This is a genomic window from Bartonella silvatica, assembly GCF_040545155.1.
Taxonomy (GTDB): Bacteria; Pseudomonadota; Alphaproteobacteria; order Rhizobiales; family Rhizobiaceae; genus Bartonella; species Bartonella silvatica.
The window spans coordinates 102,538-121,106 of record NZ_JBEPLI010000002.1 but is presented as its reverse complement, the minus strand read 5'-3'; the positions used below and the strand labels follow the sequence as shown (position 1 = coordinate 121,106).

The following is an 18,569-nucleotide window of genomic DNA, read 5'->3' as shown; positions in this document are numbered from 1 at the left end:
CACCCTCTTAGATCCAATGACAGCTTTGGGCGCTAAGGTCGTTTTAATGCTTCAATCCCCCTTACACCGCCGCTGGCACATCTGGGATATTGAACGAAATTTAGGACCAGCCTTACGAACTGGACAATACAAACTCTATAAAAATAAACGTGGAGAATTTTACACCTTTACGACTTGAGCTTTTTTAGATGAGAAAAACCACCAATCTATGCTTAAAACAGGAGAGCTCCTATCTGATGCCTATTGGCAAGGTGGAAAGTATCTGTAGTTTATTGATTATGTAGCCCCATACGGTCATACTGCTCGTATTGTACGCGACATACAGAGACACATATTTCCTAATCAACGTCATGGTTATGTGGTCCGCCGCAATAAAGACGGCGAAATACGAAAAATTACCCGATAGCGTTAGTTATAATACACAAAATTCATTCGAATAACTTTTATAAACCAAGTGAGCATAATCCACTAAGCCCCCCTCTTACATATGCCCTTGATGATGAAGATTTTCGAAATGAATCATTTGAGATTCCTTATAGTAAAGTGTTGAGTCTTCTATTTTTCAGCTCGTGGGTGTTGCAACAGCCCTTGCTAAGATAAGTTCATAAGAACCATTTTTAATCCTTTCTTGTACAAATTTTATCCACACACTCATCCCACTTGTCATGTACAAGTGAGCGATTTTGATTGATTCATGATAAACAAGTTTGAAATAATCTTACGATTATTCAGGAGGCTAATTCAATATAAACAACACTAAATTATCATTATAAATCAACGTATTGAACTAAAACTCAAACCACCCTATCAACGGTATTTCTTAACGCACCAGATCTAGTGCGAACGATTATAGATAGCTCAGAAGACAACCCCACTCGCTAGAGCTTTCTAAAAACGCTGCTCTTAAAAAATTCCACTTTATTATCATTAGATTGGCTGGGGTACCTGGATTCGAACCAGGGAATGCCGGTACCAAAAACCGGTGCCTTACCGCTTGGCTATACCCCAAAAGAAAAAATATCTACAGTATCTTTCGCATCTTATAGCGATTCCCGCGAATATGCGCAATATCTGAAAATCAAAGCTTCTATTTTTTTACTATAAAGCTGTTAAAGAGCATCCGTTTGCACATACACAAAGTTTGTAACAAAAGTTTGCCTATCTTTGCAACCTTAATACAAATAAAAGCACTTTGCCCATTCATTATTTTATATTTTAGATATTATTCTTTTATAGCAACATAAAATATAAATTTTGTGCTTTATAGCTTATCATAAAGAGTGATTTTGAATCCATATGTGTAACAGCGAGTCGCATCTGCAAAAAATAACCGCTAAACTCTTACTGACGATGATAAAAGCAATGGTATATTGGTAGATTACAAAACACTTTACAATAATTGAAAATGCTTAGTGCGATTTTTCGAAAAGCATCTCAATGAATAAGAACAAAAATTTATCTCTATATAAAAATACCTATCAATAAGGTAGCACATCATTAAAAGTAACCATTATATTTGTTATGAATCCTAAAATATAATAAATTTAAAAATATTCCATAAACCAATGATATTGCGATCTATTAAGCCACACATTTTTCAAAAATACCTTGACAAAGAAGCAATCATTAAAATTAATTTAATATAAATAGATATTCAACATTTGCTTTTAGATGCTGTAAGTGTCAAATTAGATTTGTAAAATAAGCTCAACAATTAGAATCGAGGAGATTTTTAAATGGCTTTTGAATTGGCTCCACTGCCTTATGATTATGATGCCCTTTCGCCTTATATGTCACGAGAAACACTTGAATATCATCATGATAAGCATCACCTTGCTTATCTTACCAACACGAATAATTTTGTGAAAGATTTAGGCTTAGAAAATGAAAGCCTTGAAGACATTATTAAAAAAAGTTTTGGGAAAAATACTAGTTTATTTAATAATGCAGCGCAATATTATAATCACAACCAATTTTGGTTTTGGATGAAAAAAAACGGTGGTGGTCAAAAGCTGCCTGAAAAATTAGCAAAGGCTATTGAAGCTGACTTGGGTGGTTATGACAAATTTCGCGCCGATTTCATTGCGACTTCCACAGCACAATTTGGCTCTGGATGGGCATGGTTAGCTGTTAAAAATGGTAAACTTGAGATTATGAAAACACCTAATGGCGAAAACCCTTTAGTTCATGACGCTCAACCTATTCTAGGTGTCGATGTGTGGGAGCATTCCTATTACATTGACTATCGCAATGCACGCCCAAAATATCTCGAAGCTTTTGTAGATCATTTAGTTAACTGGGACTATGTTTTGAAACTTTATGAAGATTGTGGACTTTAAATTTAATCTTCTATTTTTTATGAAAGGCTCTAAAATCTCATGAATTATTAGAGCCTTTAAAATAATAAACATTTCAATTAGCAGTGGTTTTTTCCCACGACTTTTAAGATATATGCATAGATATATGCAACCTCTTCTAACTTTGAAAAACGTCCAGCCGCACCTGCATGACCTGAATCCATATTAATGCGCAAAAGAATCGCATTATCATCTGTTTTTAAGTCTCGTAATTTTGCTACCCACTTTGCAGGCTCCCAATAGGTTACACGAGGATCTGTTAATCCTGCAAGCACAAGTATAGGAGGATATTTTTGAGCTTTAACGTTTTCATAGGGTGAGTAAGAAGCGATTAAGTTATAATCTTCTTTTGATTCAATAGGATTCCCCCACTCAGGCCATTCCGGTGGTGTAAGTGGCAATGATGCATCCAACATAGTTGTGAGAACATCAACAAAGGGCACATTCGCCACGATTCCAGCAAAGTCCTGTGGAGCTATATTAACAACAGCCCCCATCAACATCCCCCCTGCTGAACCACCATATGCAATAAGGCGATCATGAGAAGTGAATTGATTATTTACAAGATAGCGTCCACAAGCAATAAAATCTGTAAATGTATTGTATTTAAAAAGATGTTTTCCTTTCTCATACCATTCAACTCCTTTTTCTTTTCCCCCACGAATATGAGCAATGGCGTAAATAAAACCCCTGTTAACCAAAGAAAGTACATTGCTATTAAAACTAGCAGGGATGGAAATTCCGTAGGCACCATAACCGTAAAGCAGACAGGGAGCCGAACCATTAAGGTTGGTTGTTTTATGATAAAAAAGTGAAATAGGAATTTCCTCGCCATCATCCGCTATTGCTATGACGCGTCGTGTTACATAATCATCTTTATTATGTCCAGAGGGAATTATTTGTGTTTTTAAAAGAGTGCGTTTACGATTTTTCATCTCATAGTCGAACACTTGATCCGGCGTCGTCATAGATGAATAGGAAAACCGGATGCTTTCACTGTCATATTCCGCTGCTCCTTGTAATCCCAAAGCATAGGCTTCTTCAGTAAAAGCGATAGAATGGATTTGTTTTGTGGTACGCTCCATGACTTTTATACGAGGCAGCCCTTCAAAACGCTCAAGCCATATAAGAAAATCTTGATAAGCATCATGAGATAATATCAGACACCCAAGCTGATGCGATACAAGCTCAGACCAGTTTTCTGATTGTGGAGATGAGTATGGCGCTACCATAATTTTGAAATCTTTTGCATTATCCAGATTAGTCAGAATATAAAAAACATCACCACCTTCTGTAAGTGAATATTCAACACCTTTTTGTCGCTTCCGCACACATTGCGGAACGGTGAGCGGCGCTTTAGCAGAAATCAACCACACCTCTGATGTTTCATGATCATGAATATTAATATAAATAACATCATGAAGCTTAGAGCCAGTTACATATAAGAAAAATCCTGGATTATCTTCACGAAAAATAAGCCTATCTTGTGATTGATCTGTATTTAAGCGATGATAATAAAGCTCTGAAGGTCGATGATTTTCATCCATTTTAGTATAGAAAAAACCCTCAGAGTTTGCATCCCACACAATCTGCCCCGATGTATCAGTGATGATATCCAGACAATCAGACAATGTTTCCAAATTACAAATTTTAGCTGTATAAAACTCTGATCCTTTATCATCATAGGTCCATACAACATATTTATGATCCGGTGATTCTTGAACAGAACCAAAATTGAAATATTTTTTACCTTCAGCTAAACAGTCACCATTAAGATAAACATTTTTTTCTCCCCCATTTCTTGGTGTCCGAAAATAATGTGGTTGCTGTCCTCCGGTAACATAAGAAAATCCGTAAGAAAAAGGACCATGTTTTATTGGAACAGAACTATCATTCTCTTGAATGCGACTCTTCATTTCAGTAAAAAGTAAATCCTGTAATGATTTGGTATCAGCCATTTGTTCTGTCTGATAAGCATTTTCATTTTCGAGATAATGTCTGATACTTGCATCAAGACAATGAGGCTTCTTTAAAACATCTTGCCAATTACTTGCACGCAACCAATGATAGGGATCGACACGAGAAATGCCATGATGCATTTCTTTGTAAATGATTTTAGACGCTTTTGGTGGAATAACAGACATACACAATCCTATATTAAAGATGTTAATGATTTTGTTCATATGTTTAGAATCATACTATTTATGCAAATACATAAACCTGTAAATTTTCATGATTTGAAAAAATAGGGCTGTAATCATTTCTACACTGAAACTCTATCATATACTAGAGAGAGTATCTTTTATGAGTGTAATGCTACTTTTATAGAAAGTGATAAACTCAGAAAGCAAGGTTATGTGGCCGAAAAATTGAATTTATCTTTCAATAGTAAAAAATGATTAGTTATATATACAAGAATTATATTTTAAAATATATCCAAAAGTAATTATTGTTATAGCTTAATAATAAGCATGTACTTATATGATAAGTAAAATATAAAAATTAAAATATAAATTAAAATAATTTTTTACATATATTTTATTTATATAAAATAGTTTTAATATTTTACTATTAAAAAAAATAACTTTATTTTAAATTAAATTTATTAAATGATTAATAATAAATTATAAATTTAAAAATTAAAAAATATGAGTTTAAGTATTTAATTAAATTAATTTAATGGAAATATTCTATAAAAGTAAATAAAATTATGCTACAATATTTTACATATATATTATATAAAATATTTTTTATATGTTATTTTTTAGAATAAGTTCATACTGTAACAAGAAGTCAATGAATTTTTCTTATTGTATATTATGACCAAAAAGAGGTATTTATTTGATTTTTTTGTGTTTTGGCAATTTTATAAAATAATTGAATTGACAAAAAAGATTTTTGTACAATATGAAACTTGTGTGCATAGTATCTCTGTGTCATGAGTATACGTGCTACTCTCGATTTTAAGTTACTCTATTTTAGACTAAAGGAAACAAGAATGGAACATCGTCCAGTCTTAGAGACTGAAAGCAATTTAGTTATTACATTGGTTGCTGATATTGTTGCTGCCTACGTAAGTAATAATTCTATCCGACCGACTGAAGTACCAAGTTTAATTGCTGATGTCCATGCCGCTTTTCGTAAAGCGGGGAACGTAGAATTGACAGAAGCTGAAGTTGAAAAACAAAGACCTGCTGTTAATCCAAAGCGTTCTATCTTTCCCGATTATCTGATTTGCCTTGAGGATGGAAAGAAGTTTAAATCTTTAAAACGTCATCTGATGACGCATTATGGAATGTTACCAGAGGAATATCGTGAAAAGTGGCAACTAGATAGTTCTTACCCTATGGTTGCACCTAATTATGCAAAAGCGCGCTCAGCTTTAGCAAAAGAAATGGGACTAGGTCGAAAAAGCAAACAGAAAAAAACTAAGTGATTGTTTTCTAGACACATGAGTGCCTCTCATAGAGGCGATGCTTTTAGGAATCTATGTTCTTTAGGAAATTTTTTTTGATTCCTCTTAGAAGATGCTGGTTTTATACATAACTCTCATTACGAATGCGTTCAATCATTGATTTGAGACCATTTGACCGCTGTGGTGTAAGATTTTCGTTTAAACCAAGTGTTTTGAAGAGTCCTTCAGCATCAGCATCGCGGATTTCAGAGGCTTTTTTTCCTGAATAGAAAGCGAGAAGAATATAGATTAGCCCACGGACAATATGAGCATCAGAATCACCTTGAAAAGTGATGATTGGATTTTCTGAATTATTCCGTGAAGATAAAAGCCACACTTGGCTAACACAACCAGGCACTTTATGAGCATCATTGCGAGCACTTTCAGGAAATGGTGGTAATCCATGACCAAGTTCAATGACGTAACGATAACGATCTTCCCAGTTATCCAGAAAAGAAAAATTTTCTATAATATTATCGATCGTTTCCATCATAATCTCGGTCCTACTTTGATAATCATATTAAATGTGATTGGTTGACAGATAAATATTTATACTTCTTACCATAACACGAACGGAGAACATGAAGTTTTTTTATTTTAAAGTAATATTTATACTTCCATTTTTATATGAACTTTTATCCTCTATCTTAGGAAGAACCTTTGAAGGAGCCGCAATATTCTTCTCCTTATCATCGAGTAATCGTCCAAAATATTCATAAGCTGCTCTTGCACCATAACGCGCACGTTCACTCAGCGAACTTAAAAAGGATTTTCCAACTTTACAGACTTCTATATTACGATCACAGAATTTTCCTAAATCAGTTAAAGCTTCTTTAAAAGCAATCATGACATCACTCGTTGTTGTTTTGTCACTACTTTGAGGAGAGGAGTGATGATTGCTTGGCGGTTCTATAAAAAATGAAATGATGACAAAAACAACAAACAAAAAAAGTAATAATTTAACCAAAAAACGTATCATGGGCAACCGGTGTACCGCAATTGTGAATGAAACAAAAACAGCAGTCTATACCATTCTTCTTTATAAAAAATTTATAACGTTAATATGTTATGAAACTGTGTATTTCTTTTGTAAAATTTACGCTATTCGTGATACCCTTTGTGTAGAAATAAGATAAATTTTCTTGTCATTAAAAAAATTGGTGTTAAAGCAGCCCTGTAAAAAATAAAAATTTTTAAGATAGGCGGATGTTTTTTCTCTCATTACATAGAATGAGATCAACGGCACCTATAAACAGAAAAACTTATGTGTGATCACCATGACAACGCGTAAGAAGTAAGATACTGGATCACATCCATTGCTATTTTTATAGTATAAAAAAGACAGATATAGAATTTGGGCAAAGATTCTATACTCTCGCAGATATTTTAAAAATCACTTCTGTTAATGTTTATGAAATATTAGGAGAGTGAATATATATCGTATTTAAAGATAATGATATCTCGTCACACCGTATGCGAGAAGATAAATCTATGTATGTAAGATATTTATTAAAAGAGATAAACACAATTGTGAGCTCTACAATATGATATACAAATATGTTTCAAAGTGATCTTAAATACGACCCAATATATAATAAAAATGAGGATATGATTGAACGCTTTTAGTTTGAGTAATGAGATATACGGTGATGGGACTTGCAAACGTAGAAAAGAATATTTCATAATAAAACACTCTTTTTATACACACTAGAAATACTATAGAATAAAAAAACTAAGAAAATGACTGAAGGCTCTTATTAATTTACCAGCTTATATATGAATGTAGCAGATCTATTTATTTTAGTCATTTACAAGAAGAGATAAAAACATAGATATATTATCCCCTCGTTGAAAGAGAAACATTCTCTATTGAATTTTGTATAAGAAATAATTTCAATTGGAAATAAAAAATAAAAATAATGACAAGCTTACTAAAAACACACAGAAAAAAAAATGCAAAAAATCGTAAACACTATAGTAGTATTGTTATCACAGTTCTCCTTATAAGTGCTCGTTTTCTTTTTTGGATAACAAGACTATTCTACTTCTATACACGCAAAAATACTTTGTTTTTTGTTGGCTGCCTTCTTTTCACTGTTAGTTTTGGATTCGTTTCCTTTAATGCCTTATTTTCACAAATGACAAGGCACCAAAATACCTTTCCTGAAATGAAGTTTACATCTAATTCAGATAGAGAAAAAAATTCTATTTTGTCTGAAAAAGAAATAAAAACACATGCAATTTCTCATATTTCTTCTACCTCTTATTCAGACCATCTCCGCGCAAATTCATCCTCTTCTCTATCAGAGAACATACGAAAAATGCAAAAAAAGCTGGCAAAGTTAGGACTTTATGACGGTGCTTTAGATGGAATAGAAGGACCTAAAACACGTCATGCCATAGCACTGTGGAAACAACAAACCACGCAAGAAAGGCAAAACAACACTTTATCAAATCCTCCAACAGATAAAATTGCACTTTTGATTAAGCAAAACGAAATGGAAATAGAAAAAAATATGCCACTCTCAAAAAAAACAGCTTTTCGTGTTGCAGATATTATGCAAGTGCAAAAAGCATTACAAAATTTTGGTATTCAAGAGGTTATGCCCACAGGTATAGAAGATAAAAAGACAACAGAAGCCTTAAAACAATTTCAAAAAATGTTTGATCTTCCTATAACAGGCAAGGTTGACCGTACCGTTTTGATGAAAATGCGTGAAGTTGGTTTATTAAATTGAAAAAATATCTATCTCATTAAAGGGAACACTGAAAATACAAAAACACCCAACCTTATGCCTTTTCTTATCAAGACATCAAAGGCATCCTTTTCTCTCATAGATACAACGCATGTCCCGATTTTTGCCTTTTAACCACAAGAATGAAAAATACATACAGACTTATTCTATAAATTAATATCTTTATTTATAAAGGTACGTTTTTACTTTGCAATTTGCAAAATACGCCATCAATATAGTCAGTCTTTCCCTTTTATAAAGAACACTCACTTATATTTTATGTGTCATAAGCATGTGGAAAAATATTTCCCCAAAAAGGAACTAGCAAAAGAGCTTATGCTAAAAAATACCTCAAAAGCTTTATGTTTTTTTCACAATAGCCGACTGCGCCGCTGCTAAACGTGCAATAGGTACGCGAAAAGGAGAACATGAAACATAATCTAAGTTATTTTCCTCACACAAAGCAATAGAAGCAGGATCACCTCCGTGTTCACCACAAATTCCTAATTTAATTTTTTCACGCTGCGAACGGCCTCGCTGCGCTGCAATAGAAATAAGTTCCCCCACTCCATCACGGTCAATAGATACGAAAGGATCTTGTTCTAAGAGCCCTTTTTGAAAATATGTTGTCAAAAAAGGAGCAGCATCATCACGTGAAATTCCAAAAGTGGTTTGTGTTAAATCATTTGTTCCAAATGAAAAAAACTCTGCCGTTTTTGCAATTTCAGCGGCCTGAAGAACTGCCCTTGGAAGCTCAATCATTGTTCCCACCATATACTGGATATGGCTTTTCTTTTCTCTCATCACCTCATCAGCAACCTGATCAATGCGCGCTTTGACAAAATCAAGTTCAGATTTCAGTGCAACAAGCGGCACCATAATTTCAAGCATAACCGGAACCCCTGATTTTTGAGCAGATTCTGCTGCTGCTTCAAAAATAGCCCGAGCCTGCATTTCTGCAATTTCAGGGTAAGTAATAGCTAAGCGGCATCCTCTTAATCCAAGCATAGGATTAAATTCATGCAACTGCTGTGCACGTTCAGCAAGTACATCAGCAGAAACACCCATAACCTTTGCAACATCAAGAATTTCTGCATCAGTTTTAGGCAAAAATTCATGTAATGGTGGATCCAACAAACGAATAGTAATAGGCAAGCCACACATAATTTCAAATAATTCACTAAAATCTGAGCGTTGCATTGGCAAAAGCTTATCCAATGCTTTACGACGGCCGCTCTCATCATGACTTAAAATCATCTCACGCATAGCAATAATACGTTCACCAGAGAAAAACATATGCTCCGTACGGCAAAGCCCAATACCTTCAGCTCCAAAAGAACGCCCCATACGTGCATCAGATGGTGTTTCAGCATTTGCGCGAACTCTTATACGCCGAATCCCATCAGCCCACTCCATCAATTTTGCAAAATCTCCACAAAGCTTAGGCTGCAACATCGCAACCTTTCCCTTTAAAACTTCTCCACTTCCACCATCAATTGTAATGACATCACCCTTTTTAAAGTTTTGTCCTGAAGCCGACATGGTATCTGTATTATAATCAATCCGTACATTGCCAGCGCCAGAAATACATGGCTTTCCCATACCACGTGCGACAACCGCCGCATGACTTGTCATCCCCCCCCGTGTCGTTAAAATTCCTTCTGCAGCGTGCATTCCATGGATGTCCTCTGGGCTTGTCTCTACACGCACCAAAATAACTTTTCTCCCCTCTGCTGAGGCAGCTTCTGCCTCTTCTGAAGTAAAAACAATTTCACCCGTTGCTGCTCCTGGAGAAGCAGGTAAACCACGTGCAATAACAAAACGCTCTGCTTTGGGATCAAGTGTTGGATGTAAAAGTTGATCAAGTGACTTTGCATCAATGCGCATCACAGCTTCTTCACGGCTTATTAAGCCCTCTTCGACCATATCAATCGCCATCTTTAAAGCGGCTTGAGCCGTTCGTTTTCCTGAACGAGTCTGCAACATCCATAATTTACCTTTTTCAATAGTAAATTCGAGATCTTGCATATCTCGATAATGCTGCTCAAGCTTCTGCGCAATCTGACACAGCTTTGAAAAAGCTTCCGGCATAATCTCTTCTAAAGATGACTTATTCGAACCTGCAACAATACGTGCATTTTCTGTAATATTTTGGGGCGTTCGAATGCCTGCCACAACATCTTCACCTTGCGCATCCACCAAAAACTCACCATAAAGCTCTTTTTTTCCTGTTGATGGATTACGTGTAAAAGCAACACCCGTTGCTGAATCTTCACCCATATTACCAAAAACCATAGCTTGCACGTTAACCGCCGTTCCCCAGCTCTCAGGAATATTATGTAACTTGCGATAAGTCACCGCCCGTGCTGTCATCCAACTTGAAAAAACGGCGCCTATCGCGCCCCATAATTGTTGTTCAGGATCTTGCGGAAAGGGTTTCCCTAACGTCTCTTCAACATATGCTTTATAAGAAACAATAACGTCTTTCCAATCATCTACTGTCATTTCTGTATCAACAACATAACCATTACGCTCTTTTGACTCATCAAGAATTTTTTCAAAATACGAATGATCTAATCCCAAAACGACATCAGAATACATTTGGATAAAACGACGATAACTATCATAAGCAAAACGTTCATTGTTTGTTTCTAAAGCAATTGCTTTTACAGTCTCATCATTCATGCCAAGATTAAGAACTGTATCCATCATTCCTGGCATAGAGACTCTTGCACCGGAACGAACAGAAAGCAAAAGTGGCATTTTTTCATGACCAAATTCACGCCCCGTTTGTTTACCAACACGTTGAAGAGCTTGTTTAACAGCTTGCGCTAACTCTTCCGGATATGACCTGCCATGTGTATAATAAAAATTGCAGACCTCTGTTGTGAGCGTAAATCCAGGAGGAACAGGCAAACCAAGATGACTCATCTCCGCCAAATTGGCGCCCTTGCCACCAAGTAGATTACGTTCGCTTGCACTTCCTTCTGCGTGTCCATCCCCAAAACTATAAACCCATCTTGTCATCACACAAGTCCTCTCATATCAGCATCAAAAAATCATTTGATCTAATTTTACAACCACAAACAACGCTTCTCTTCAAAACTGGATAAACAGAAGGAAATATTGCCTCGTAACAAATATACAAAATAAACCCTTCCAACAGGGAAATGGCTACAGGCATAAAAACCACCCTTTACAAGGAAAACTTAATTTTTAAGAAAGCTATCAATCACCGCAAAGAAGTCTTTTACCGACATGATTCCTTCATATTTACTCCCATTGATAAAGAAAGTGGGCGTTGCGGTAACACCAAGTTCCTTACCACGCTCAAAAGAGGCATTCACTTCATCTAAAATGGTCTGATTTTTTAGACAGGCATTAAAACTTTCATCAGTAAAACCTGCCATTAGGCCAATCTTCTTCAAAGGTGTCAAAGCATCCCTCCCCCAAACCCATTCGTGCTGTTTTTGAAATAAAACTTCTATCAAAGGAAAATAACGATCTTCTGGTGCACATCGCGCCAACATAAAACCTGCTGTTGCCCGTGGGTCAAAAGCATACTCCCGGAAAATAAGTTTTACTTTTCCTGTTTTGATATATTTCTTACGAATTTGTGGGAGTACATCATTATAAAAATGCGCACAATGAATACACGTTAATGAAGCATACTCAACAATTGTTACCGGTGCCTTCACCTCTCCCTCAAACCGATCCTTCACTTTTCCTACTTGAAGGACTTCAGCCATATCAACTGTTGAAACTTTTTTAGCACCACTAGCAAAAACGGCAGTTGCACTGATCTGTATCGTCGCCATTAAGAAAAAAACGATTCCTAAAGACAAAAAAGGACGAAATTTTATCATAAATAATACTTTTCTATTGTTATTAAACGAATAAGAATTCAACACTCTCTCACATATTTAAAAAATATCTTACTATTTATTATTTTTTTCTGAGAAAATGCAACAGCCAAGTTGATAAAGTGACTGGCGTAAATCCTCATTTTCCAATTCTTTCAGCATTTTTTTTAAACGTTCTTTATCCTTTTCAGCTGGCTCTGACCTCAAAGGTGGGTGCTTCGGTAAAACGGATATAGATCTTTGCTCAATTTTGATACGATCAATGGCAATATAACCGAAAAAAACATTAATTCTATGAAGAATCTCATCTTTTTCATGCATCAGCTTTAAAACAACCGCTCCTTCACACGCCACAACAAGTGTGGCAGGTTGAAAAGCTTCATCTGGATGAGTACTCTGTTTCCAAATAATTTTAAGCGGCATTGTGTGTTCACTCATATCAAAACCCACAATCTGAGGCCAATATTCTATAAGTGCTACATTAAATCCTGTCCGTTTACGTAAAACCGGATCAAGTATTTTGGATACCTTCTCAGAAAGAGAATAAAAATGACGTCTTTTAAGTTTTTTTCTCATTTTTTTAGATCATCATTCAAATATGTGCTAAATTATAGCAATTATTTTCATCTAACAACGTTTTCCCCAAAACATCTCATCAAGCCAAATGCAGTTTTTCCAGCCTCAACCTCTATAATAAATCAGAAAGAATGAAACATAAATTACACAAAAATCCTTTTTCCTTTTGCATTTTATATCTCCCTGTGATTAAAAATAACCATGCATAAAATTTCTTTGCATCTTCTTTCTTGGTACGATCAAAATCACCGGCATTTACCATGGCGTATCAGCCCCAAAGAACAAACACAAGGTATCCGCCCTAATCCCTACTGGGTTTGGCTTTCTGAAATTATGCTTCAACAAACAACGGTTGAAGCAGTGAAACCTTATTTTCAAAAATTTCTGAAACTTTGGCCCGACCTCTCTTCTTTAGCAAAAGCCCCACAAGATGACATCATGAAAGCATGGGCTGGACTTGGCTATTATTCACGTGCACGTAATCTTAAGAATTGTGCCCAACAACTTATTGAAAATTATGAAGGACAATTTCCGCAATCTGTGAAAGAATTGCGCACCCTGTCAGGTATTGGAGACTATACTGCCGCTGCTATTGCAGCAATTGCTTTTAACCACCCCGTAGCAGTTGTTGATAGTAATGTTGAGCGCGTAATGACCCGCTTATTTGCTATTTCTTCAGTATTGCCAAAAGCAAAGACTGAAATAAAAGAAAAAACACAGGAAATTACAGCTTTAAATCGTCCTGGAGATTTTGCTCAAGCAATGATGGATTTGGGAGCAACTATTTGTACACCGCGCCACTCTTTATGTTTGCTCTGCCCTCTTCAAAGTTTTTGCCAAGCAAAAAAGATGCAAAAAGTAGAATATTTTCCAGTCAAAGCACCTAAAAAGGAACGCCCTTCAAAAACTGGTGCTGCTTTTGTTATACTTAATAAAGACAAACAAATCTATTTAGAAAAACGACAGGGGAAAAAACTTCTTGGTGGAATGACTCAGATTCCTAATAATATCGGAACAAACAGCGAAAATGGGCTTCAAAATGCCCCCTTCACTGCCAGCTGGCAGTTTAAAGGACAAATTACACATATTTTTACCCATTTTTCTCTGAAGCTAAACGTTTATTATACCAATAGTGTTCATGAAATGAATAGTGAAAATGGCTGGTGGTGCGACATCCAATATCTTGCTAAAGAAGCACTTCCTACGGTGATGAAAAAAGCTATTTCTATAGCAATTCCGAATTCTTTTACATTTAAATAATTTCCACCACTAACAAATAAATTTTTAATTGAGCACGCCATTTTATATATTTCGTACAATAATGCATTTGATTGGTAATAACCACTCATTACTTTTCAACCTAGATCAAAACCACTCATATAATGAGACTTCTTCATGATCATCCTTCCTCATAGTAAATTATAAAACGTTCACCTACGCATCACCAGTGAAACAAAGCGTAGGTAAAAAAGATTTTCAATAAAGATCTAGATATTTCTCTTTACCCAAAGTCTTAAAGATAAAAACGTAACATCAAAAACTGATCCATTATAATGGCACTGCCAACTTAAGACTTCATAGGGCACCTGTTTTTAACATCTGTGAACGTATGATCATTCTTAAATCATCTATAGATTTCAGTTTTCCATTTTCCTCATAATACCAAAAAGTCCATCCATTACAACTTTGTGAATCTTGAGCCTTGCGCCCCATTGCATGAATAGACCCCGCTTCACCACCATGCATAACCGTACCATCAGCCCTTACAATAGCAGATACTTGCTTCTTACGATCATAAAGAACTGATCCAGGGTGGAGTAACCCTGCCTCAAGCAAACTATTGAATGCGACACGCGGTTCTGCCTTTTTTCTATCCAAAACTGCTAACTCTGGTTTGTCTAAAGGTTTCACCGCAGCAATTCGCTCACATGCGGCATCAATGTAATTTTGCTCGCGTTCAATACCCACAAAGTCACGCCCTAAGAGCTTAGCAACTGCCCCTGTTGTTCCTGAACCAAAAAACGGGTCAAGAATGACATCACCAGGTTTACTAGAAGCCATGATAATACGCGCCAACAACGCTTGTGGTTTTTGTGTTGGGTGTAATTTACGCCCTGCTTCATCTTTTAAACGCTCAACACCAGTACAGAGAGGAAAAAGCCAATCTGACCGCATTTGTAGATCTTCATTTGCAGCTTTTAAGGCTTCATAATTGAATGTATATTTTTTATCCTTTTGGTCTCGAACAGCCCAAATAAGTGTCTCATGAGCATTTTGAAAACGACGCCCTCGAAAATTGGGCATGGGATTATTTTTACGCCAAATAATATCATTAAGCATCCAAAAACCTAAATCTTGTAATGCTGTACCAACCCGAAAAATATTATGGTAGGATCCTATAACCCAAAGCGTCCCATTAGGTTTCAACACACGACGACATGCAAGCAACCATGCACGTGTAAAAGCATCATAGGCGGCAAAACTCTCAAACTGATCCCATTCATCATTAACCGCATCAACAAGTGAATGATCTGGACGATATAGAGCACCATCCAGTTGCAAATTATAAGGAGGATCCGCAAAAATAACATCAACTGAATGCTTAGGAAGCTTCTCCAGCACTGCAACACAATCACCTTTGAAAATTTTATTGCGCCATGGCATCTGTGAAGGAGTACAAGCGAAATCTTTTTGAAGCTGAATAACTGTCATGAAAAACCCAACGAAATGAACTAAATTTGTCCTATAATCAATCAAAATAGTTTACAGGCCCGCATTACCAGCTCATATTTACAAAATAGAGTAAACGTATCGTTAAATTCCTGAAAAATTGATCGTTATTTTACTCTTTCAAGAAAAATTAAAAATCATACTTATAAACCATTATTTGTCTTCCATTTAATGCATTGTTGTCATATCTTTTATTTCATCAAATGAGCAAGGAATACTTCTAAAGTATATTTTTATGAAATAATGTTGTCTTGATGATATTTTCATAAAACTTTTCAAGCTATAAATTTAAGAATAAAGGAATATCTTATGCCTCAGATAGATCTTGTTATTTTTGACTGTGATGGAGTTCTGGTAGACTCTGAATATCTCGCAGCAAAAATTGGATCCCAATTACTTAAAAAAACAGGATATGAAATATTACCTGAAGAATTGAGTGAACGCTATTCAGGGCTTATTTTTCGCGATATTCTTAAACAAATTGAATTAGAAATAGAAAAACCAATCTCTGCTCATCTCATAGATGAAATATCAAATCTTTTTCGAGCACAGATAAAAACTGAGCTACGCGCGATCAATGGTATAAAAGAAGTGTTAGAAATGATTCAAACGCGCTATCCCTACTGTATCTGTTCTAATGCAAGAAGCAGAGATATAAAAGAGATGCTCACAGCTGTTGATCTCTACGGTTTCTTTGATAACCATGATAAAATATTTTCTGCTCCTGAAGTCGGAACAAAAAAAACGAAACCAGCCCCTGATGTTTTTATTTACGCAGCACAAAAACTCCACGCAGGGCCAGAAAATACTATTGTTATAGAAGACTCAGTTCATGGTGTACATGCTGCCTCAACTGCAGCTATGCGTATCATTGGCTTTACTGGAGGATCGCATAGTTATCTTGGCCACTCAAACGCACTTGCAGAAGCTGGTGCCGAAACAGTTATTGCCAAACATGCACATTTAGAAGAAGTGCTAGAAGCAATGGCAGTATGGAGAGATTCATCATAAAGAATTTAGCTATACCCTCTATTGATAAGCTCTCTTTTTAAAAAGTTTACCAATATGGCTTTATTGCAGCCAAAGCATATCCATAACAACGAAAATATCATTATATTGGCAACGATACAATGAGCATGTATTATTATCATAGCCGAAAAATTTTACCCATATCTAATTTAGATCAATCAAACCGTATGTGTACTACCTTATATCTATAAAAAACCAAGCTTAATAGTGAAATACACTTTGTTCAATATAAAGGTAATATGTGTAAATGTTACATTCTGATAAATTACAAATATTGTTTTTATGATATATAACCTATAGCCATAACCATGAACAAAAATTTTCCAGTAAATTGATGTTTTTTCATTAAGTAAGATATTATCGCATTATATGAATAATTCTTTATTTCTATATACTGAATTATTAATGGAATTTTTATTACAAAATGATATCAATGTTTATCAAAAAAAATAGATAATTTATATCTGACAACCATTTTTACTGGCAATAAATACAATTATAATTCTATTAAATACAGTATACAAATATGTCCAGATAATTAAGTTTATTAAAACAAAAAATATAGAGAATTATATTCCTTTACACACGTATATTACTCTTTTTAAGAAAGATCATCTTTATAAAATTATAATATTTTAATACACAACATACCATAATTAAACCTTCTAATATAACTATAATAAATAAATTAAATACATATTATGCATATAATATCAAATACATTACGATTAATATTTACAATTGACGATTAATTCATAATGATGTATATTTCTATAAATGTTTATATCTTTTGGTATATATTATATTTATAGTAATTCACATTTATTGTTTTATTATTGATAAAGGCCTTAAGATTTATTCATTATATATGAGGTAAATTATGACTAAATTCTTTAAAAAATATGTACTGAATACTTTAATAGCATCCACTTTCTTACTTTCACAAGTTGTAAATACTAATGCAAGTCATTACACTGTAAAAGAAAAAGCTGTTGATTATGTAACAGTAAAAACAGAAAATAAAGTATCTACAGCAACTCATACAGCTTCTTTCTATACCCCAGCAGTCAGTCATGGAGCAGAAAACGGAGCTATTGCTGAAGGAAAAACTGAAAAGGTAGCAGAACTCTTGACTATAGGAGTAGGAATAATGATTGCTGGGTATGCATTCAGCTTCCTAGGGTCAATCATAGGATTCATCAAAGATATCGTCGCAATGTTCAAATAATCATCTTTAATACAAAGCTCTAACAACAGATTCATTATGGTTTACAATAAAAAGCGTGAAACACATAATGAATCTTAGGGTTAGTATAAAAACGAATACAGGTAGTAAACTTTACCCTCTACGCATCATTGATGCGCTAACAGCCCTCCTACTCGTACTTAAGATAGAGAGTATTTGAGGTAAAATTATGATAAACACGTTTAAAAGTTATAAATTAAATATTTTTATGGTAATCGCCTTTTTTCTTTCACAAGTTGTGAATGTTAATGCAAGTTATTTGAAAAATAACATTCAAGAAAAAAATATTTCTGATTACGTCATAGAAAAGAATATTCCTTTCCATATTTCAGATTTTAATTACAAAACAAAAAATGAAGCTATCACTGAAGGGAAAGTTGAAAAGGTAGCTGAGTTTGTAACTATAGGAAATTTTGGTATGGGAATGTTGATTGGATATGCAACAACTATAGTCGGTATGCTCTTAGGATGGATCATAACCAAAATTGTTGCACTGACTAAATCTTCTTGATCTTTCTTATAAGCAATAAACAACAACTAAATACTTATTTACACAACTTGTATAAATTCTATTTTTAC

14 protein-coding genes, 1 tRNA gene and 1 pseudogene are annotated in these 18,569 nt (G+C 34.8%); 8 read left to right on the top strand and 8 right to left on the bottom strand.

All coding sequences use genetic code 11. The annotated features are described in order from the left end of the window. Positions 1-16: 16 nt before the first annotated feature. Positions 17-406 (top strand): annotated as a pseudogene (locus ABID23_RS02210) (toxin-activating lysine-acyltransferase). 527 nt (positions 407-933) lie between these two features. On the opposite strand, the gene ABID23_RS02205 reads toward ABID23_RS02210, so the two are convergent. Further along, positions 934-1,008, bottom strand: a tRNA-Gln gene (locus ABID23_RS02205). A 728-nt stretch (positions 1,009-1,736) separates the two neighbouring features. Between ABID23_RS02205 and ABID23_RS02200 the strand changes: the two genes are divergently transcribed. Beyond that, positions 1,737-2,339: a superoxide dismutase gene (locus ABID23_RS02200; protein ID WP_354188887.1), complete on the top strand. Its 603-nt coding sequence runs from the start codon at positions 1,737-1,739 to the stop codon at positions 2,337-2,339. Positions 2,340-2,416: 77 nt separating this feature from the next. Here the strand turns inward: ABID23_RS02200 and ABID23_RS02195 are convergent, their stop codons facing one another. Further along, positions 2,417-4,501, bottom strand: a complete 2,085-nt coding sequence (locus ABID23_RS02195) for a S9 family peptidase (RefSeq protein WP_354188885.1) — start codon at positions 4,499-4,501, stop codon at positions 2,417-2,419. Positions 4,502-5,355: 854 nt separating this feature from the next. On the opposite strand from ABID23_RS02195, the gene ABID23_RS02190 reads away from it, so the two are divergent. Further along, the gene (locus ABID23_RS02190) at positions 5,356-5,793 is read left to right on the top strand and encodes a Ros/MucR family transcriptional regulator (RefSeq protein ID WP_354188883.1); all 438 of its coding nucleotides are present in this window, start codon (positions 5,356-5,358) and stop codon (positions 5,791-5,793) included. A 100-nt stretch (positions 5,794-5,893) separates the two neighbouring features. Here ABID23_RS02190 and ABID23_RS02185 read toward each other — a convergent pair whose 3' ends face one another. After that, positions 5,894-6,304 carry a SufE family protein gene (locus ABID23_RS02185; protein WP_354188881.1) on the bottom strand — a complete coding sequence of 137 codons (411 nt, stop codon included), beginning with the start codon at positions 6,302-6,304 and terminating at the stop codon, positions 5,894-5,896. Between the two features lie 99 nt (positions 6,305-6,403). Next, positions 6,404-6,790 (bottom strand): DUF5330 domain-containing protein, encoded by a 387-nt coding sequence (locus ABID23_RS02180; protein WP_354188879.1) that lies wholly within the window; start codon positions 6,788-6,790, stop codon positions 6,404-6,406. 940 nt (positions 6,791-7,730) lie between these two features. On the opposite strand from ABID23_RS02180, the gene ABID23_RS02175 reads away from it, so the two are divergent. Further along, complete coding sequence (locus ABID23_RS02175) at positions 7,731-8,549, top strand: peptidoglycan-binding domain-containing protein (RefSeq protein WP_354188877.1); 819 nt, start codon at positions 7,731-7,733, stop codon at positions 8,547-8,549. Between the two features lie 357 nt (positions 8,550-8,906). Here the strand turns inward: ABID23_RS02175 and ppdK are convergent, their stop codons facing one another. The 3 genes from ppdK to ABID23_RS02160 form a co-directional block, all read right to left on the bottom strand. Further along, positions 8,907-11,573: a pyruvate, phosphate dikinase gene (ppdK, locus tag ABID23_RS02170; RefSeq protein ID WP_354188875.1), complete on the bottom strand. Its 2,667-nt coding sequence runs from the start codon at positions 11,571-11,573 to the stop codon at positions 8,907-8,909. 182 nt (positions 11,574-11,755) lie between these two features. Further along, positions 11,756-12,412 (bottom strand): DsbA family protein, encoded by a 657-nt coding sequence (locus ABID23_RS02165; protein WP_354188873.1) that lies wholly within the window; start codon positions 12,410-12,412, stop codon positions 11,756-11,758. A gap of 72 nt (positions 12,413-12,484) precedes the next feature. After that, positions 12,485-12,985: a DUF721 domain-containing protein gene (locus ABID23_RS02160; RefSeq protein ID WP_354188871.1), complete on the bottom strand. Its 501-nt coding sequence runs from the start codon at positions 12,983-12,985 to the stop codon at positions 12,485-12,487. Positions 12,986-13,186: 201 nt separating this feature from the next. Between ABID23_RS02160 and mutY the strand changes: the two genes are divergently transcribed. Then, complete coding sequence (gene mutY, locus ABID23_RS02155; RefSeq protein ID WP_354188869.1) at positions 13,187-14,245, top strand: A/G-specific adenine glycosylase; 1,059 nt, start codon at positions 13,187-13,189, stop codon at positions 14,243-14,245. 315 nt (positions 14,246-14,560) lie between these two features. Here the strand turns inward: mutY and ABID23_RS02150 are convergent, their stop codons facing one another. Continuing rightward, entirely contained in the window at positions 14,561-15,649 is a 1,089-nt protein-coding gene (locus ABID23_RS02150) for a site-specific DNA-methyltransferase (protein WP_435521243.1), read from the bottom strand. A gap of 375 nt (positions 15,650-16,024) precedes the next feature. Between ABID23_RS02150 and ABID23_RS02145 the strand changes: the two genes are divergently transcribed. From ABID23_RS02145 to ABID23_RS02135, 3 genes are all read left to right on the top strand, one after another. Beyond that, a complete protein-coding gene (locus tag ABID23_RS02145) occupies positions 16,025-16,726 on the top strand; it encodes an HAD family hydrolase (RefSeq protein WP_354188865.1) in 702 nt (233 codons plus the stop codon). Positions 16,727-17,624: 898 nt separating this feature from the next. Continuing rightward, positions 17,625-17,972: a hypothetical protein gene (locus tag ABID23_RS02140; RefSeq protein WP_354188863.1), complete on the top strand. Its 348-nt coding sequence runs from the start codon at positions 17,625-17,627 to the stop codon at positions 17,970-17,972. Positions 17,973-18,159: 187 nt separating this feature from the next. Continuing rightward, positions 18,160-18,501, top strand: coding sequence for a hypothetical protein (locus tag ABID23_RS02135; RefSeq protein ID WP_354188861.1), 342 nt, complete (start codon positions 18,160-18,162; stop codon positions 18,499-18,501). The last annotated feature ends 68 nt before the right edge of the window (positions 18,502-18,569 follow it).